The organism is Ruegeria sp. BJ6 (assembly GCF_056537885.1).
This window is the reverse complement of record NZ_JBQFSG010000013.1, coordinates 19,110-37,380: the sequence shown is the minus strand read 5'-3', so window position 1 is coordinate 37,380 and position 18,271 is coordinate 19,110. Positions and strand designations below refer to the sequence as shown.

Genomic DNA, 18,271 nt, shown 5'->3' with positions numbered 1-18,271 from the left:
CCCCCGTAGCGGTCCTTATGCCACACATGTCATGCGGGTGGGCACGGGACAGGATATATTGAGTGAATAAAGGGTTTCTATTTTCATGAACAAAGTCGCAGAGCGGATCGACGCGGGCAGTGCCGCGACCGATGAGCCAACTATGGCGAATACAACAGGCATGAGCCTGAGCGTGGTCATCCCCGCCTATAACGAAGAAAACGCCGTCCGCCATACTGTCGAAGATGTGCGCAGCCATCTCGAGCCGCTGGGTATTCCATACGAGATCATCGTGGTGGACGATGCCAGTCAGGACAACACCCGCGCCGAGGCCGAAGCCAGCGGCGCCACCGTCACATTCAACGATGTCAATTCCGGATATGGTGCCAGCCTCAAGCGCGGCGTGCGGATGGCGCAGTATGAATATGTGGCGATCCTTGATGCCGACAGCACCTATCCCGCGCGGTACCTGCCGGGCATGCTGGCCATGTGCCGCGATCAGGATATGGTGGTGGGTGACCGGGGCGCCGCGATGAAGAACGTGCCGCTGTTGCGGAAACCGGCCAAGAAATTCCTGTTCGCCTTTGCCTCGTTCCTGGCCGAGCGCAAGATCAACGACCTCAATTCCGGCCTGCGCGTCTTTCGCAAATCCGAGCTGATCCCGTTCCTGCCGCTGCTGCCGCAGAACTTTTCCTTCACCACCACGATCACGCTGTGCATGACCTCGAACGGCAAGCGGATGATCTATACGCCGATCGAATACGGCAAGCGGGTGGGAAAATCGAAAATCCGGCCGATCGACTTTCTGAACTTCATCATCCTGATCCTGCGCATCAGCACTTTGTTCAATCCGCTCCGGGTCTTTATCCCGCTGGGGTTGGCGTTTTTCGCTCTGGGCTTTTTCAAGACAGTTTATGACCTGACTCAGTGGAACCTCAGTGAAACCGCTGTGTTCTCGTTCCTTGCGGCGATCATGATCTGGTCGCTGGGACTGATCGCCGACATGATCTCGCGTCTGCATCTCAGACCCTGACCGGACATGACACATACATTCCGAGCCAGCAAAGGAACTGCGCACGTGACGGACGTTTCCCAATCCGATGGCAGCGGCGGCAAGCCTGACATTATCATTCTGGGCGCCGGTCCCGCCGGACTGGCCGCCGCCCATGCCCTTGCCGGTCAGGCCAAGGTGACCGTGATCGAACGCGCCCCCATTGCGGGCGGCAATTCGGCCTCATTCCCGGTTGAAGGCGTGATCTGCGACTATGGCTCGCACCGGTTTCATCCGGCAGCAGAACCCGAGGTTCTGGCCGATGTGAAAGCCCTGCTGGGTGACGATCTGCTGCTGCGTCCGCGCCATGGGCGCATCCGGCTGGGTGGCAAGTGGATTCACTTCCCGCTGAAACTGACCGATGCGCTGATGCGCCTGCCCAAGCCCTTTGCCGCGTCGCTGATCGGGGACATGGTGCTGAAACCTTTCCGCAAGAAAAATCAGGGGGCAGAGACATTCTCGACCGTGCTTTATGACGGGCTGGGACCGACGATTTCGGACAATTTCTATTTTCCCTACGTGCGCAAGCTTTGGGGGCTGGATCCGGACAAGCTGGCGGTCAAGCTGGCAGAACGCCGGGTCGGCAGCGGATCGGTCGGCAAGATCCTGATGAAGATGCTGCGCCTGTTGCCGGGGTTGCGTAGTGAGACCGCCGGGCGATTTTTCTATCCGCGCAAAGGGTTCGGGCAAATCTCGGACGCGATGCAGGAGAGTGCACGCGCATCCGGTGTTGAATTCCTGTTCAACACCGAGATCACCGGGATCGACCGGGACGGCGACCGCATCACCGGCCTGACGATCCGCGAAGGCGAAAACGAACGGCAACTGACCGGCGACCTGATCCTGTCGACCATTCCACTGACCGGGCTGACACGCCTGATCGACGCGCCTCCGCCCGAGGTGGTCGAGGCCGCCCGCGCGATCCGGTTCCGGGGCATGATCCTGCTGTATCTGGTGCTTGAGACCGACCAGTTCACCGAGTTCGACGCGCATTATTTTCCGGAACTGTCGATCCCGATCAGCCGCATGTCGGAACCCAAGAACTATAACGCCAGTGGCGAGCCAAAGGGTGTCACTGTGCTGTGCGCCGAATTGCCCTGTGATCCGGATGAAAAGTGGTGGTCCATGTCCGACGAGGAGCTGGGGCAGGAGTTCACCAAATGGCTGGGCCAGCTGGGTCTGCCGGTTACTGTGCCGGTGCGCCGCTGCGAAACCCGGCGGCTGAGCCACGCCTATCCAGTTTACGATGTGGGTTACGAGGCGCGGTTCGATACGGTGGACCAGTGGCTCTCAGATCTGGACGGATTGCTCGTATTTGGACGACAGGGCCTGTTCGCCCATGACAATACCCATCACGCCTTTGCCATGGCCTATGGGGCGGCAGATTGCATTGATGACAAGGGCCAGGTCGACCGCGCGAAATGGCACAATTATCGCGAGGTCTTCGCCACCCATGTGGTGGAAGACTGACCCATGCCCGACTGGCAGGCCGATATCCTGATGTATCACTCGATCTCGGATGCGCCGGGGCCGACCTCGATCGCGCCTGACATCTTTGCCGCACAAATGCAGGCACTGGCCGCGTCCGGTCTGCCGGTAGTGACGCCGGACGCTCTGGCCAATCCGCCCGACCGCCGCGTGGTCATCATCAGTTTCGATGACGGATTTGCCGATTTCGCCGATACCGCCTGGCCCATCCTACGCGATCACGGGTTCTGCCCGATTGTCTATCTGCCCTCGGGCCTGATGGGCGCTGCGGACAGCTGGACCGGGGGCAACACTCCGCCCCGTCCCCTGATGGATTGGGACAGAGTCGCAGCACTGGCCGGTGAAGGGGTCTGTTTTGGCGCGCACAGTATCAGCCATTCCGATCTTTCCACGCTGGATCCGGAAACGCTGGAGGAGGAAGTGACCGGATCGGGGCAGGACATTGCCGCGCGGCTTGGCCAACCGATCCGACATTTCGCGCCCCCATACGGTGCATCGAACAACAGCGTACTCAGGCAGATCGCGCAGCATTACGACACCTCAGTCGGCACAAGGCTGGGTGTGGCCGGACCGGGGGATGACATCCACGATCTGCCCCGGCTTGAGATGTTCTATTTCACCGACATCGCCCGCTGGCGGGCTCATCTTGCCGGGCGGGGCAGCCCATATCTTACGACCCGCAAAATAATGCGGAACGTCCGTGCAATGGTGCGGGGAAAATCATGGTGAGCAAATTCTTTTCTGCCCGTAGCTATGGCCGGACACATGGGCAGACGCGTAAAATCCGGCAAATTGGTTCTCAAAAAGTGACTGGTACAAACACATGCATATTCTGGTTACCGGCGGCGCCGGGTTCATCGGCTCTCATCTGACGGAACGGCTGATCAGCGAAGGTCATCGGGTCACGATCCTCGATGATCTTTCGACCGGGCTCATGTCCAATCTTGCCACTGTGGCGGATCATCCGGAGTTCACCTTTGTCAAAGGCAGCATTCTTGACCGGCAACTGGTCGCCGAGTTGGTGCGCCCCGCCGATGTCGTCTTTCATCTGGCCGCAGCCGTTGGCGTCAAGCTGATCATGGACGAACCCAGCCGATCAATCCTGACCAATGTGGCAGGAACCGAAAACGTGCTGGATGCTGCGCTGGTGAACAACACGCACACCTTCATCGCCTCAAGCTCTGAGGTCTATGGCAAGAGCACGAATTTCCCGTTTCAGGAAGAAGGCGACCTGACTATTGGCGCCACGCGCAACCTGCGCTGGTCCTATGCCTGCGCCAAGACACTGGACGAGTTTCTGGCGCTGGCGCATGCGCGGGAATCCGGCCTGCCGGTCACGGTTCTGCGGTTCTTCAACACCACAGGCCCCCGACAGACGGGGCGCTATGGCATGGTGCTGCCAAACTTTGTGAAGGCCGCGCTGGAGGGCGCCCCACTGATGGTTCATGGCACCGGAGAACAGTCGCGCTGTTTCGGCCATGTGGCCGATGTGGTCGAAGCCATGTGTCGGCTGATGATCCTGCCGGACGCGCGCGGCGACGTCTTCAATGTCGGAACGGATCAGGAGGTCACGATCCGCGCCCTGGCGGAACAGGTCATCCGGACGACCGGCTCTGCCTCGGAAATCCAATGCGTTCCCTATGACACGGTTTATCCCGAAGGGTTCGAGGATATGCAGCGCCGCCTGCCCGATGTCTCGAAACTGGAGCGTGTCACCGGGTTTCGCCCGATGCGTTCGCTGCAGCAGATCATTGATGACATTGTCGTCGAAATGAAACGTCCGGTCTCCGCATGAACGGACAGACGCCGATCCAGACAGGTAGCGCGCCGTGACCGATCTGGTGATCGGGTCCGGCCCGTCCGGGGTCTCGGTGGCCACTGCCCTTCTGGACCGTGGCCGTCAGGTTCTGATGCTGGACGGCGGCCGCAAGCTTGAAACCGCAGCGCAGGAGCGCCGCGATCATCTGGCAGCCTTGGACCCGGACGACTGGTCCGCCGCCGATCAGCAAAGCTGGCAGGCGCCACAGTTCGATACACCGCCCGGACAGGTACGCAGGTTCGGTTCGGATTTTGCCATGGTGCCGGGTGAAAAGACGCTGGTTTCGACCCAAGGGATCGGCTTGCGCGCCTCACATGCCGAAGGCGGGCTGTCCAACCTCTGGGGCTCGGCCGTATTGCCGAACCGTGCCGCCGATATCACCGACTGGCCATTTGGTATCGAGGATCTGGCACCACATTACCGGGCGGTCGCGAAATTTCTGCCCGTGAGTGGCCAGGTGGACGAACTACAGACCCTGTTCCCCGCCTTTTCGATGCAGGAAAGAGTGCCACTGGCCCCATCGCCACAGGCCGAGCGAATGCTGGATCAACTGAGCCGCCACAAAACCGGGCTTGCAGATCTGCACACCCGCGCAGGCGCGGCGCGATTGGCCGTCGATCCCGGCTGCCGGTATTGTGGCCAATGCCTGCACGGCTGCCCGTGGGGGCATATATATTCCGCCAGACAAACCCTCGGCGATCTGCGGCATCACGCTGCCTTCCGCCATCGCGCCGGTCTTGCCTGCAGGTTCGAGGAACACGGTGACCACGTGACAGTGCTGCTGGACAGCGGTGAAACCTTGCGGGCTGATCGTATCTTCATTGCCGCCGGTGTTCTGGAAACGGCGCGTCTGCTTCTGACATCATCTCCGGACCCCACGGCAAGTTTGCGGCTGCAGGACAGTCAGCATTTCTTTCTGCCCAGCCTGCACCGCTGGCGCGCACCACGCCGCGTCGACCAGAGGCCCTATCACACCTTGCCGCAGATTTTCATCGAACTGGATGATCCGGACATTTCACCAAACCTCGTGCATGCCCAAGTCTATACATGGAACGAATTCTACGCCCATGATCTGATCAGCAGTTACGGTGCCAGATTACCGGGTTCTGCCCCCTTGTGGAGGATGCTGGCCCGGCGGCTGATCGTGGCGCAGGCCTTTCTGCATTCGGCACACTCGGCCCGGATCGACCTGACACTGTCCACTGATGGGCGGCTTGCACCAACGGTGATAGACAATGACGAAACCGAAAAGGTTATCGGGTTGGCCACATCCCGGCTTTCACAGGTTTTGAAACTGGCGGGGCTTTCGCCACTCAGCTTCGCCCGCCGTCCGGGTGATGCGGGGTCTAGCTTTCACGTGGGTGGGTCGGTTCCGATGGCCAGAAAACCCGGTTCGGGACAGGCCGATATTCTGGGGCGCCCCAAGGGTTTGTCGCGGGTGCATCTTGTCGACGCCTCAAGCCTGCCCAGTATTCCGGCAACGACCATCACATTCTCGGTCATGGCCAACGCCCATCGCATCGGCACGCTGGCCCCCTGACACCGAAGCCTGCCGTCAGTCCAGTTCGCGGACGATCCGGATCGCATGTCCGTAGTCGCGGTTGTTGTAATGCGGATCAACACGATATCCTGATCGGCTTTGCCAGGCAGATGAAGCCGCTTCACCACCACGAAGGGTTCGGAATTCGCACACCTCCCGGGAATTAGGAGAGCCGTCGCGCTTTGCGGAAGTATGGTACGCCTCGTAACAATCCTCGACCCACTCGAAGCCGTTTCCGTGCATGTCATACAGGCCGAAACCATTGGGCGGGTGCATTCCAACCGGCGCCGGGCGGCGTTCGGTCCATATGGACGAGCAGTTGACGCAAACGGCATTGTTGTTTCCCACGTCATTTCCCCACGGAAAGCGCGTTACCGTCCTGGCCCGGGCGGCATATTCCCATTCAGCGTCTGCCGGCAAACGATAGGTGTGCCCCGTCTTCGCGCTGAGATAGTCGACATAGGCCTTTGCATCACGCCATTCGACAATCGTCATGGGCTGCTCATCACGATAATCCGCCTCCAGATCGGGAAAGTACGGATCCCGTCCGGTTATCGCCAGCCATTCTGGATCTGCCTGAGCCTGCCGCCATTGCCCATAAGTGATCTCGTACCGGGAAAACGCTAATGCCTGGGGTATGCGGACCAACCGCCGCGGACCTTCCTGATTGGCAAACTTGAGGTTCTGCCGAAGCGGCGGAAACTCAAACAGGTGCATATAGCGCCCTTCTTCGAAAACCGGCGTACCGAGCAGAAAATAGCCATGAGGAACCTCGACCATTTCAGGGCAGTCTGCGCAATCCTGAAAAACGCGGCCCGCTACAACCAGTTCATCACCGGGCTGGCGCAAGGGCAGAAACTGAGACGTTACAAAAAGCGCCACGCGCTTGATACGTGAAAGATCCGGCTCGGGCAGGGTTTCATGCTTTTCGGTTGCCCTCATGACGGAATCGAGATCACGCAAAGCCGCATTGGCAATCAGCGTCGTTGCGATCGCGCCAAGCACCAATATTGCGATAATCGAAAGGCCCAGAAACACTATCCAGAGCAACCGCAACGCCCGACGTGCAATGCGCCAAAACAACGAGTGCCTGATCGCTTCGCCGCCCGAAGCGCTGTGAGACACCATAGGAAGCCCCCCCAGGTTTCCATGGCACTATACCTTATTTTCTACCTAAACCCAAACTCGAACGCTCCTGCTTCCAGCGACCGGGCCAGTGACCGGTCCCCTTTTGCATGCGCTGCTCGGGCCAGCGCGGCGCCATAAGATTGAAGCACCGAGGGCTCGTGCCAGATATCGATGAATGCCTTGCGCGCGGCAGCTCCCTGCCCTGCGCGGCGATCCGGCTGGTGCTGCAGATCGCGCATCGCCGCAATCAGATCCTCTTCGGTTTCAAAAAGCGATCCGCCCCCTGCCCGCTCGACAATCTCGGGGAATGGACCCAACCGACGGGCAATCACCGGCGTTCCCAGACGGAAGCTTTCGATCAGGATAATGCCGAAGGTTTCATAACAGACCGACGGCACGATCAGCCCGATGGCGCCCCGGTAATAGGCGTTGAGTTCCTCAAGCGTCTTGCGACCCAGAAATTTGATCCGGTCATTGCCCGCAGCCTGTTTTTTCAGCTCATCCGCATAGTCGCCATCACCAAGTATAAGCAGATCGGCATCGGGATAGCGGTCAAAGGCCGGGAACACGTCCTGCAGCCCTTTGATCTTTTCCAAACGCCCGACAAACAGGAAATAGGGGCGCTCATGCGCTGCCGGTTCCGGCAATGCGTCCTGGTCGATATCGGGCAGGAAATACGGCAGCACCTGCATGTCCTGACGCAGGCCGAATTCACGGTGTTTGGCGCGGCTGAATTCGCTTTTGGCGATAATAAGATCCATATGATCCAGCGCCCGGTCCAGCGCGCCGGTGTAACGCCACAGCTGCGGTGGGCGCCTGTAGCTCAGCACACAGCGCAGGCATTGGCGCTCGTCGCACAGCTCGCGCCCGTGCCGCCACAGAACATGGGTGGGGCAGACCAGCCAGTGCTCATGCGCCTCATAGACCTTCAGCCCCTCGCCCATCGGCAACAGACCCGGTCCGCCGATCAGGGATGTGTTGTTGTGCCAGATGATATCCGGCTGCCGTTCGGCCAGTATTTCGCGGATGTGGCCGGCATGAACAACCGGGCGGCCAAGCTGCTGGGTCAGCAGGTTCGACATCATGCCATTGCGGCTGCGCAGCCCGATCCGCCGCACCCCGTCGGGGTCGCCCTCGGGCTGAGGTTTGCCGCCAAGGATCAGATAGCTGTCCTCGTCATGCACCACCGTCACATCGTGTCCCCGCGCCACCAGCGCCCGAGCCATGCGCTGAATCCCCACGGCGTCACCTCCAAAGGAATAGGGCGGGTAAAATGTGGTGAACATCAAAATGCGCAACGACTGCATGCGAAATATACCAGATTACCAATGACTTTCCGGTATGAAACACGATCCGGGCAACAATCGAAAGGCACAAGCCGTGCGATTGCCCGGATCGCACCCGGTGTTGCGGACATGCTGCAAATACATGCGGGCTGGCACAGGCCGTGACCACAGCATGTGCAAATGCGGCGCACATGCTATGATCGGGAAATAGTTCAGAAATTTGGCCCGAAACCACTTCAGATGCAGACCGATCCCCCCCGAGAACCCCTTCATGTCGTCGAAATGGGCACCCAGTTCGGCATGGGTGGCATCACCCGCCATATCCTTGGTCTGAGCGACTGGCTGCAGGCGCGAAACCATCGCGTCACACTGGCGGGAACGGCCGATATCTGGGCGGGGCCTGACCGGCAATCGGGGTTTCTGGACCTGCCGACCCGCTATGTCGCGGGCGACGGGGGCAGCATCGCCAACCGGCTGCGCCATACGGCGAGCGCAGCCTTGCGGCTGCGGCGTTGGCTGGCGGAGAACCCGGTCGACCTGATCCATTGCCATGAATCCGCGCCCGCGCTGGTCGCCAATCTGGCCCGCACCGGGCGGCGTATTCCGGTGGCTGTCACCTATCACGGGTCCGAGCCCGAGCGGATCGCCGCATTCGGCCGGATTGCCGCAAAATGCGATCTGGTGATCACCCCCAGCCACCGCTCGGCCGAGGATCTGGCCACCATCGGCAATGTGCCTCAGGACAAGCTGAAGGTCATCGGGCTGGGTGTCACTCCTCCGCCCGAAGACAGCCCAGAAGAGATCGCAAGGCTACGCACCGACCTGCTTGGAGATGGCGACAGGGTGATCGTCACGCTGGCCCGCCTGCTGCCGCAGAAAGGGATCGACATCCTGATCGACTGCGTCGCGCGGATGAAAGAGACCCATCCCGGTTACCGTTTCATCGTCGCAGGAGACGGACCGGACGAGGCGCAGCTGCATGCGCTGGCGCAGGAAAAGGGCCTCGGCAAGCACCTGCGTTTCATTGGCCGCACGGACAAACCGATCCGGCATTTGCGCGCGGCTGACCTGTTCCTGCTGACCTCGCGGTGGGAGGCGCTGCCCTTTACCATCGCCGAGGCGTTTCAGGCCGGAACCCCCGCCGTGGCCACCGCCTGCTCGGGCGTGGTCGAACTGATCGACGACAGTGTCGGCGCGGTTGTCCCCATCGGCGATATCGACGCGATCTGCGCAGCCGTTGCGGATGTCCTGTCAGACGAGGACCGCCGCCGCGCCCTTGCGGAAAATGCCCTGAAACGCAGCCAGGAAGACCGGTTCGATCCGGATTGGGTGCACCGCCAGTTCGAAAAGACCTATTACGATCTGGCTGACCGCCAAGGGTGACACCGCCTATCAGGGGCGTTTGGTGATGTAGCCCCAGACCTCGCCCAGCGTCCATGCCGTTGACAGCAGCATGACATAAGGCAACGTCTTGAGATATCGCATGCCCCGCCCCTTGCTGGCCTGCAGCTTGTAGTGACGCACCCAGAGCAGCGGCGGGATCAGCGGCCCCGCCAGGATCAGCATCAGGCGTTTTGCGTTGCTTTGATTGCGCACCCGGATCTCACCAAACAGACGGCCCCAGTCGAACCGCTCGGGCAGCAATTCCCGAAAGGTTGCCTTGGGGCGATGGTGATGTACGACCACCTCGTTCGACAGCCACAATTCCTCGCCCTGTTCGATCAGGTGCCAGTGCACGATCGGCTCGTGATAGCGGTCTTTCCACAGGTGCTGCGTCTCATCCAGCGCCTTGCGGCTGTAGGTCAGGTTCACATCCGAAACCCAGTCGGCAGGGCCGGTTTCAAACGGTCGCCCGTAACGACCGAAATCGGTGACGTAAAAGGCCCAGTTCAGCGGGCTGACCGGCTCCATGCATTCAATCGCGCCGCCGATCACGTTCTTGCCGGTTTCCGCATACAGCCGCACGATGGTGCGCGCCCAGTCCGATTGCGGTAGGCCCCGATCTTCAAGAATGCCGATGATATCACCCGTGGCCGCGGCCAGCCCGGCCGAGCGGCGGCGATCATAAAGCTCGTGCTTGCCCGCCTCGGACGTGATCGGGCGGATAGGGTTGATCACGCCAAGGTCCAGAAACCGCACCTCGGGGTAGTCATCGGCGTATTGGGCCACATCCGCGACGCTGGCGTCATAGGGAATGATCACATCCAGCGGCGGCGGGTCGTCAAAACTGCGCACCGCTTCGAGGAAATCCCGCACATAGCTGCCGCCTTGCACGATGGTCAGAACGATGGAAAGGGTTGGATCGCTGCTCATCGGATTTTCATGTCCCCTAGATTGTCCAGTTCAACCGGCTGTCCGCTGCGCGAACTTTCCGGCACGGCGGCGGCGATCTCGACCGCGCGCAGACCGGCATGACCATCGGCGCAGTTCAGGCCGGTCTCGCCCCGGGTCAGCCGGATGAAATCGGCCAATTCCTCGCCAAAGGACAGGATGGCGGTCGTCTTCCAGGATTTCAGTTTTTCGCGCACCATGATTTCCGGATAGAATTTGCGCACCCGCTTGGGTGCTCCACCCGGCTTGTCCATGGTGATGACAAGGTTCTGCATCGGCGCATAGGCCCCGCGCACCATACCGTGCGATCCGTAAACCTCGATCACACTCTGATAGCCTTTCCAGTCATTCCAGCAGGCCTGATAGATCGCCGCGATGCCGTCGGGGTTCTTGAAGATCGCCATTGCGTTGTCTTCCGACCCCGGCACATTCCAGACCGTGTTGCTGGTCACCCCATAAACGCTGGTGATTTCGCCCAGAATGAAGCGCGCCATATCGGTCATGTGGATGCCCACATCCCACAGGGCGCCACCCCCGGAAAACTCGGCCTTGTATTCCCAGTCGTGGGTGAAATGCCCCAGACCGTCATGGCCGCCATAGATGCGGACATGATCGATCTCTCCGATCTCACCGGATGTCGCGACTTCTTTCACATGGGCAAAGGAAGGGTAGTAACGCATGTTGAACCCTGCCCCCAAAGCCTTGCCCGCCTTTTCCGCCGCCGCAACGATCCGCCTTGCTCCTTCTACTGTCGGAGCCAGTGGTTTTTCGGTCAGCACATGCAGCCCTTCGTCAAAGGCACGCAGGCACAGCGGTTCACGTACATGCGCGGGGGTCGAGATCACCACCGCATCCATCGGCGTGGCAAAAAACCGGTCGAGATCGGTAAAGGCCGGCGCGCCGTCCGCCACAGCCACGGCGCGATGAAACTCCAGATCCAGAACCGCCGCCAATTCGGCGTCAGGAGACTCGAGAATGTTCTGAACCCGCATCTGGCCGATCTTTCCGGCCGCCCCGATCACACCGATCTTCATTCAATTCCTCATTAACAATCGCGGGCGCGCAACAGGGCTACACCCGGCATCTCTAACAATAATTCACCTTCAAGCGGAGTAGCATAGGCTGTGCCCCTGCGCTAGGTTTCTCAAAGACAACGCATCGCCGGGGACCGTGGATTTGACGAAGGACAAGAGACCGTGACAGCCGCCGGACCGGACAATCTCAGCGGCAAGGCCGTCTTCGTGACCGGAGCTACAGGTTTTGTCGGCAAGCGGCTTGTTCCAGCCCTTCTTGAGGCTGGCGCCAGGGTCACCGCATTGCTGCGCAGCCGTCACGGGGCGCAGGCGCTTGAAGCGATGGGAGTGCGTGTCATAACCGGTTCGCTTGACGACGGGGTCGCCATGGAATCCGCCCTGCACGGGCAGGAGGTTCTGTTTCATCTTGCCTATGACATGCGTGCACCAGCCGCCGGCAACCTTGCCGCTTTTGACGTACTCAGAACGGCAGCGGATGCCGCAGGGATCGGGCGGATCATCCATATCAGTTCCATCGTCGTCTATGACGGCTGGCCGCAGGATGACCTGACCGAGGACAGCCCCCTGTCCGGGACCGGGGGTACGCCGTACCGGCAGGCCAAAATGGCCATGGAACAGGCTCTAATACAGGGGAATTGCCCGGTTGCGATTCTGCAGCCAACGCTGGTTTACGGCCCCGGAAGCATGCTCTGGACTGATCGGCTGGCCGACTGGATGGCGGCGGGTAGCGTGGTTCTGCCGGACCCTGAAGGGCTGTGCAACGCAGTTTTCGTCGACGATCTGGTTCAGGCCATGCTGTGTGCGGCACGGCTGGAAAATCTGGGGCAGGAGCGGTTCATTATCTCAGGCGCTGACCCCTTTGCCTGGTCGGATCTGCTGGCCGGTTACGGCGATATCATGGGCCGGGGCTCGGTGCGTCACATCCCGCTTGCAACGCTAGAGGCCGGGTTGCCGCCTGAGGAGCAGGGCGAAGTGCCCGATACACCTCCGCTGGCCGCCCGGATCAGCGCCGCTGCGCGAACCTGGATCGGCAGGGAAAGGTTTGAAAAATTGGTGCGCGCGGTGAAACGGCGGCTGCCTGCGCAGGGCGAAGTATATCCTGATCGTTACATGCTGGAGCTGTTCTCGACCCGGGGGCACTGCCGGATCGATCACGCCCGCGCCCGGCTGGGCTATGCGCCCGTTCATGACCTTGAGGCAGGGCTGGCCGCCACCCGCGCCTATCTTGAGTCCAAGTTTGGAAAATAATTACCCTTTATAATAAGTTACCATTCAATTTCAGGGACGAGTAAATTTGATCCATATCGCCGTTGACGCAACACCTTGGGACAATGAACGCGGCTTTGGCCGGTTCACACGTAATCTGATCACCGCTCTGGCGGCTCGCGATAGCGGTTTTCGCTACACGCTTCTGTTCGATCAGGAACCGGCGCGGCCGGTGCCGGATGGGGTGGAAACCCTTGTTGCAGGATCTGAATTGTCGATGTCCGAGGCCTCATCGGGGGCCAGGGCCCGGGGCGGGGCTGACCTGCTGACGATGGCCAAATCGGCACGGCGGATTGACTGCGATGCCTTCTTTTATCCGGCGGTTTATTCCTATTTTCCCCTGCCCGCCCGGCGCCCCACGGTGGTGTGTTATCACGACACCATCCCCGAACGCTTTCCCGACCTCATCTTTCCCAAACGCCTGAATTTCCGGCTGTGGCAGGCGAAATGCTGGCTAGCCAAGATGCAGGCAACCCGGGTGATGACGATATCGGACGCCTCGGCAGATGATCTGACACGCATCCTGCGCATTCCCCGTGACAAGATCGACATCATCACCGAAGGGGCCGAACCCGTCTTTCGGCCCATCCACGAAAATTCGGCTCTAACACAGGTCAGAAAGGCCTATGGCATTCCGCCTGATGCACCGCTTCTGGTCTATCTGGGCGGCTTCAACCGGCACAAGAACGTGCTGCGCCTGATCGAAGCCATGCCGGACATTCTTGCACAGGTGCCGCAGGCGCGTCTGGCCATTGTCGGGCGCACGACCGGGGCGCGGTTCTGGGACAATATCGAAGACCTCAAGGCCAGCGCCGCTGCCGATGCGGCCCGCTCGGAAAGCATCGTGTTCACCGGTGAAATCGACGATCCGGATCTGGCCGCCCTGCTGAATACCGCGGATGCGCTGGTCTTTCCCTCGCTTTGGGAAGGGTTCGGCCTGCCCGCACTCGAGGCAATGTCCTGCGGCACACCCGTCCTGTCCTCGGATCGCGGCAGCCTGCCCGAAGTGGTGGGTGCTGGCGGGCTTTACTTCGACCCGCTGTCCAGTCAGGCACTGGCTGCTCAGGCCATCCGCCTGCTGACCGAACCTCATCTGCAAACCGACTTGTCACAAAAGGCGTTGATGCAGGCTTCGGGCTTTAGCTGGGACAAGGGCGCGGCACTGGCTGAGGAGTCATTCCGGCGTGCACTGCACGCAAAATAGCGAAAAATCGGCCTGTTCATTTTTTTCGAGTAACCCTGAACAATTCCACCTGCCGCTCATAATTGAGCCCTTTTCGGAAACACAGTACTGCGGTCTCGAACAGGGCTGACAAATTTGTTGGATTCGCACCCGTTCCGCCCTATCCGTGGAAAGGACCGGAATTTCCGGAGGCCGCGACGCCAATTGATTTCAGTCTGACTTTGTACGATCAGGATAGATTATGAACCTCGAGATCTCGCACCATCAGTCCCTCAAACAGCTTATCGCGGCACGCGACGCGCGCGTCGCTGTGGTGGGGTTGGGTTATGTCGGCCTGCCTCTGGCGCTGACCGCCTATGACGAAGGGTTCGACACGACCGGGGTCGACCTCAACCCCGACCGGGTTGCCCGGATCAATCAGGGTGATCAGGTCATATCCTATCTCGCATCCGACCGGATCGCGCAGGCGGTGAACAGCGGACGTTTCCGCGCCACCGAAGACAGCGCTGCACTGGCAGAGGCCGATATCGTGCTGATCTGCGTGCCGACCCCGCTGACGGACGCACAGGACCCGGATATGCGCTTTGTCGCCGCCGCCGCCCAAACCATTGCCCAACATCTGCGCCCCGGTCAGTTGGTGGTACTGGAAAGCAGTGTCTGGCCCGGCGCCACAACCACCCTGGTGCAACCGATCCTCGAAGCGGGGGGCCTGCGCGCAGGAACCGATTTCTTCCTTGGATTCTCGCCCGAGCGCGAAGATCCGGGCAACGACAAGTTCGACACGCACAGCATTCCCAAGGTGGTGGGCGCGGACGACCCTCTGTCCCTGCAACTGATCGAGGATTTCTACCGCGCCATCGTTACCAGTGCGGTTCCGGTCAGCTCGGCCGCCACTGCCGAAGCGGTGAAGCTGGTGGAAAACAGCTTTCGCACGGTCAATATCGCCCTGGTCAACGAGTTGAAAACAGCACTCGATGCGATGGGCGTGGATGTCTGGGAGGTGATCGAGGCGGCAGCAACCAAACCCTTTGGCTTCATGCCTTTCTACCCTGGCCCCGGTATCGGAGGCGCCTGCATTCCGGTTTCGCCCGCCTATCTGGCCTGGCGCGCCGCTGATGCGGGATCCGACACGCCGATCATCAATCTGGCGCGGACAAGCAATGATGCCGTGCCCAATGCCCTTGCCACGAGGATTGCCGAAGAACTGGCGGCACGCGGCAGCGCCACGGACGCAGAGCAACCGTTGGCCGGACAGCGAATTCTGTTGATGGGCATCGCCTATAAACGCGATGTCGAGGACACCCGCCGCAGCCCGGCACTGGTGCTGCTGGACGAGCTGGAAAGACTGGGTGCCGAAGTCGACTATCACGATCCGTATTTTCCCCGCCTGCCGGAAGGCGGCGAGTATCCCCAGCTTGCAGGCCGGATGTCGGTATCGCTGACCGCAGAAAACCTGAAACACTATGCGGCAGTGGCTGTCATCACAGATCACAGCGCCCCGGATTATGATCTTGTCGCACGCGAGGCGGCGGTGATCTTTGATACACGCAATGTCTTCGAAAAAGCCGGGATCGCGGTGACAGGTGGGCGGCTCGTGAAGGTCTGAGAATGCCGATCACGCTCCCTGCACAGGGCAATCCGCAATTCCGGCCTGAAAAGCCGGTTCACCGTCAGGGATGTGCAAGTCAAACAAAGAACCTTTGTGATGAGTGACAAGCCGGAAAAAATTTTCGTCGATCTGGACGGAACGCTGGTCAGAACGGATCTTTTTGTCGAAGCCATCCTGCAGTTTCTCAGGAAAAACCCACTCAATATCTTTCCGTTCATTCTGTGGCTGCGCCGTGGCATTCCGTATACCAAAACACGGATCGCACAGCATGTTGATATTGCGGCCGAAGCGCTGCCGTACGAAATCCCGCTTCTTGAATATCTGAAACAGGAAAAGCAGCATGGCCGGAGCCTTATCCTCGCAACGGCTGCACATCGCATATATGCCGATAAGGTCGCCTGTTATCTGGGCATGTTCGACGCTGTTCTGGCGACCGATGAAAACCGCAATCTGAAAGGAACTAAAAAGCTGGAGGCCATCCGCGAGATGGCTGGCAATGACGCATTCGCCTATGCGGGCGACAGTAAGGCCGACACCCCCATCTGGGCAGTTGCATCTTCAGGCCTGTACATCAACGCCCCTACACAGGCGGTGGCGGCTGCGGAAGTTTCCGGAACTGCGGAAAAGGTCATCGTTTCGCGCCCGCCTCTGTGGCGGTCCTTCCTCAGATCGATGCGACCACATCGATATATCCGGAATCTCCTGATTTTTGTGCCGCTTTTCACCTCTCAGGATTCTTCGATCCTCTCAGTGGTGCCGACGACCCTTTTGGCCTTCCTCTGCTTCAGCCTCTGTGCGTCCGGCGTGTATTTTCTGATCGACCTGCTGAACCTTCCTGCCGACCGGCAACATGCGGGTAAACGACATCAGCCGCTGACCTCGGGAGATCTGCCTCTGTACAACGGGGTAGCTGGTGCCATCACCTTGCTCGCGCTGGCCTTTATTCTTTCGTCGGTGCTTTTGCCATTTGCTTTCACAGCCATACTTGCCGCTTATGTTTTTCTGGCTCAGGCCTGCTCCTTCTGGCTGAAACACAACGCAGCGGCGGGTGTTGTTGCGCAGGCCGCGCTTTGGACGGTACGGATCATTGCCGGAGCTGCCGCCATAAGTACGGCCCTGCCCCTCTGGGTTCCGTTTTTTTCCGTGCTCGCATTTACCGGCCTCGGATTCCTCGGGCGATACAGGTCAAGATGACCCTGTCTGAACACCCTATCCCTTCCCCGCAACCCGCTTGGTGACATAGCCCAGAAAGGCCCGGCGCGGGTTTCTGATTGCGGGCCTGCCTGACGTGGCCCAATAGGCCAGCCAGTCCGCCTCGAGCGCATAGACGTCCCATCCGGGTGCCATCCCCCGGGCCTCATCCAGCGTCTCCGGCGGCAGGGTCGGTCTGTCGGTTCCTTCCACCACCTGTCCGCGGCGTGTGAAGCGGATCAGATCACCGGGGTCCTCGGTCATCTCGTAATCGGGCAGATGATCTGCTGCGATCATGTCCCGGATCATCTTGCGGAACACCCGCCGGGGCGAGGCCGAACCCGACTTCTTCAGCAACACCTCGACCGAGACCCGCCATTCGGGTTGCCGCCCGCAATGTTTGCGCGCCAGTTCGTAGATCCGCCGCTCCAGCGGCTTGCGCAGACGGAAATAGTCGCGGCTGAGTGTCAGAACCGACTTGGCCAGAACCGCGCGATACAGCCAGTCCGACAGTTTCACACTGACGCTGACCATTCGGCCCGCCCGCGTATGGCGGACAATCTCCCAGCTTTCGATCAGTCCGAAACCGGTTGTCGTCTCGGTCTCGCCTGTAACGATATTGGTGGTGATCCGGGTCCCCGCCAGCCGCTCGAACGCCTCACGCAGGCGCTTGTAGCCATCACCACTGGTCTCGCGATTGGTGGCCACCAGCAGATCATGCGCCTTCAGATGCAGCACACGGCTGACGGCACGACCCGCATTGATCGCAGACATCAACTGACTGATGCAGAAGATCAGGATGTCCTTGTCGTGGATCGTCGCAAGACCGCGCACCGACGGCGTCACCGTGATCTCGACCCCGTTATGTTCGTAATTGAGAATCCGCCGGTCCGGCCGGGTCGAGAGCGAAAACATCGGATGCTCCATCGACCCCATATCGGTCTTGGGCAGCGCATCGAAGATATCGCATACAAAAAAATCGCCCGTTGGATGCCGGTCAGGCAACAACGCCCCTGACCCGCTCATACTGCCCTGCCCATATGTCCTGCCCGAATCTTCGTTCGTGGTTTTATTGACGCTTACCGTAAAGTTATCCACAGGCAGCGTAAAGCCGCCGGATCGTGGGATCAGAGTCAGTACAACGTGGGATCAGAGTCACCTTATCGTGGGTTCGGAATCGCACGCAACAATAGAAATGCCAGAATACCATTTATTATCAGCGCGTTATGACTGTATTGTTTTCCCCGTAACTAATATAATAACTGAATCTTAACCGAATATTTTTTTGTCCCACTCCGTAAAACCATCTACCAAGCGCCCTTATCCTGCTATTTTGCTTAGAAAATTCGATTTTGTCCGCATAATG

General features: G+C 60.0%; 15 protein-coding genes. 10 read left to right on the top strand and 5 right to left on the bottom strand.

Features of this window, described 5'->3' with window-relative positions:
- The first annotated feature begins 85 nt into the window (after positions 1-85).
- The 5 genes from ACR0D6_RS20595 (at position 86) to ACR0D6_RS20575 (ending at position 5,877) form a co-directional block, all read left to right on the top strand.
- A complete protein-coding gene (locus ACR0D6_RS20595) occupies positions 86-1,012 on the top strand; it encodes a glycosyltransferase family 2 protein (protein ID WP_170656592.1) in 927 nt (308 codons plus the stop codon).
- A gap of 45 nt (positions 1,013-1,057) precedes the next feature.
- The gene (locus ACR0D6_RS20590; protein WP_480766916.1) at positions 1,058-2,500 is read left to right on the top strand and encodes a protoporphyrinogen/coproporphyrinogen oxidase; all 1,443 of its coding nucleotides are present in this window, start codon (positions 1,058-1,060) and stop codon (positions 2,498-2,500) included.
- A gap of 3 nt (positions 2,501-2,503) precedes the next feature.
- Positions 2,504-3,247, top strand: a complete 744-nt coding sequence (locus ACR0D6_RS20585; protein ID WP_480766915.1) for a polysaccharide deacetylase family protein — start codon at positions 2,504-2,506, stop codon at positions 3,245-3,247.
- A 94-nt stretch (positions 3,248-3,341) separates the two neighbouring features.
- Positions 3,342-4,313 (top strand): NAD-dependent epimerase/dehydratase family protein, encoded by a 972-nt coding sequence (locus tag ACR0D6_RS20580; RefSeq protein ID WP_170656598.1) that lies wholly within the window; start codon positions 3,342-3,344, stop codon positions 4,311-4,313.
- A gap of 34 nt (positions 4,314-4,347) precedes the next feature.
- Positions 4,348-5,877: a GMC oxidoreductase gene (locus ACR0D6_RS20575; RefSeq protein ID WP_480766914.1), complete on the top strand. Its 1,530-nt coding sequence runs from the start codon at positions 4,348-4,350 to the stop codon at positions 5,875-5,877.
- Between the two features lie 15 nt (positions 5,878-5,892).
- On the opposite strand, the gene ACR0D6_RS20570 is transcribed toward ACR0D6_RS20575, so the two are convergent.
- Entirely contained in the window at positions 5,893-7,005 is a 1,113-nt protein-coding gene (locus ACR0D6_RS20570; protein ID WP_480766913.1) for a formylglycine-generating enzyme family protein, read from the bottom strand.
- A gap of 41 nt (positions 7,006-7,046) precedes the next feature.
- Positions 7,047-8,291: a glycosyltransferase family 4 protein gene (locus tag ACR0D6_RS20565; protein WP_480766912.1), complete on the bottom strand. Its 1,245-nt coding sequence runs from the start codon at positions 8,289-8,291 to the stop codon at positions 7,047-7,049.
- A 240-nt stretch (positions 8,292-8,531) separates the two neighbouring features.
- On the opposite strand from ACR0D6_RS20565, the gene ACR0D6_RS20560 reads away from it, so the two are divergent.
- Complete coding sequence (locus ACR0D6_RS20560; RefSeq protein ID WP_480766911.1) at positions 8,532-9,674, top strand: glycosyltransferase family 4 protein; 1,143 nt, start codon at positions 8,532-8,534, stop codon at positions 9,672-9,674.
- Positions 9,675-9,683: 9 nt separating this feature from the next.
- Here ACR0D6_RS20560 and ACR0D6_RS20555 read toward each other — a convergent pair whose 3' ends face one another.
- Positions 9,684-10,604 carry a glycosyltransferase family protein gene (locus ACR0D6_RS20555; protein WP_170656608.1) on the bottom strand — a complete coding sequence of 307 codons (921 nt, stop codon included), beginning with the start codon at positions 10,602-10,604 and terminating at the stop codon, positions 9,684-9,686.
- Positions 10,601-11,656 carry a Gfo/Idh/MocA family protein gene (locus ACR0D6_RS20550; protein WP_480766910.1) on the bottom strand — a complete coding sequence of 352 codons (1,056 nt, stop codon included), beginning with the start codon at positions 11,654-11,656 and terminating at the stop codon, positions 10,601-10,603. Before ACR0D6_RS20550 ends, ACR0D6_RS20555 begins: the two co-directional genes overlap by 4 nt.
- Positions 11,657-11,818: 162 nt before the next feature.
- Here ACR0D6_RS20550 and ACR0D6_RS20545 point away from each other — a divergent pair, with 162 nt between their 5' ends.
- The 4 genes from ACR0D6_RS20545 (at position 11,819) to ACR0D6_RS20530 (ending at position 16,908) form a co-directional block, all read left to right on the top strand.
- Positions 11,819-12,904, top strand: coding sequence for an NAD-dependent epimerase/dehydratase family protein (locus ACR0D6_RS20545; protein WP_480766909.1), 1,086 nt, complete (start codon positions 11,819-11,821; stop codon positions 12,902-12,904).
- 46 nt (positions 12,905-12,950) lie between these two features.
- A complete protein-coding gene (locus ACR0D6_RS20540) occupies positions 12,951-14,126 on the top strand; it encodes a glycosyltransferase family 4 protein (protein WP_480766908.1) in 1,176 nt (391 codons plus the stop codon).
- A 220-nt stretch (positions 14,127-14,346) separates the two neighbouring features.
- A complete protein-coding gene (locus ACR0D6_RS20535) occupies positions 14,347-15,711 on the top strand; it encodes a nucleotide sugar dehydrogenase (protein WP_480766907.1) in 1,365 nt (454 codons plus the stop codon).
- Positions 15,712-15,810: 99 nt separating this feature from the next.
- On the top strand, positions 15,811-16,908 hold the full coding sequence (locus ACR0D6_RS20530; protein WP_480766906.1) for a UbiA family prenyltransferase: 1,098 nt from the start codon (positions 15,811-15,813) through the stop codon (positions 16,906-16,908).
- Between the two features lie 15 nt (positions 16,909-16,923).
- Here ACR0D6_RS20530 and ACR0D6_RS20525 read toward each other — a convergent pair whose 3' ends face one another.
- Positions 16,924-17,931: a replication initiator protein A gene (locus tag ACR0D6_RS20525; RefSeq protein ID WP_170656620.1), complete on the bottom strand. Its 1,008-nt coding sequence runs from the start codon at positions 17,929-17,931 to the stop codon at positions 16,924-16,926.
- Positions 17,932-18,271: the final 340 nt, after the last annotated feature.

Bases quoted from the DNA above. Each gene is read 5' to 3' on its own strand.
- ACR0D6_RS20595 (WP_170656592.1), top strand. From the start codon at position 86: ATGAACAAAGTCGCAGAGCGGATCGACGCGGGCAGTGCCGCGACCGAT.
- ACR0D6_RS20585 (WP_480766915.1), top strand. From the start codon at position 2,504: ATGCCCGACTGGCAGGCCGATATCCTGATGTATCACTCGATCTCGGAT.
- ACR0D6_RS20580 (WP_170656598.1), top strand. From the start codon at position 3,342: ATGCATATTCTGGTTACCGGCGGCGCCGGGTTCATCGGCTCTCATCTG.
- ACR0D6_RS20570 (WP_480766913.1), bottom strand. From the start codon at position 7,005: ATGGTGTCTCACAGCGCTTCGGGCGGCGAAGCGATCAGGCACTCGTTG.
- ACR0D6_RS20565 (WP_480766912.1), bottom strand. From the start codon at position 8,291: ATGTTCACCACATTTTACCCGCCCTATTCCTTTGGAGGTGACGCCGTG.
- ACR0D6_RS20560 (WP_480766911.1), top strand. From the start codon at position 8,532: ATGCAGACCGATCCCCCCCGAGAACCCCTTCATGTCGTCGAAATGGGC.
- ACR0D6_RS20555 (WP_170656608.1), bottom strand. From the start codon at position 10,604: ATGAGCAGCGATCCAACCCTTTCCATCGTTCTGACCATCGTGCAAGGC.
- ACR0D6_RS20550 (WP_480766910.1), bottom strand. From the start codon at position 11,656: ATGAAGATCGGTGTGATCGGGGCGGCCGGAAAGATCGGCCAGATGCGG.
- ACR0D6_RS20535 (WP_480766907.1), top strand. From the start codon at position 14,347: ATGAACCTCGAGATCTCGCACCATCAGTCCCTCAAACAGCTTATCGCG.
- ACR0D6_RS20530 (WP_480766906.1), top strand. From the start codon at position 15,811: ATGAGTGACAAGCCGGAAAAAATTTTCGTCGATCTGGACGGAACGCTG.
- ACR0D6_RS20525 (WP_170656620.1), bottom strand. From the start codon at position 17,931: ATGAGCGGGTCAGGGGCGTTGTTGCCTGACCGGCATCCAACGGGCGAT.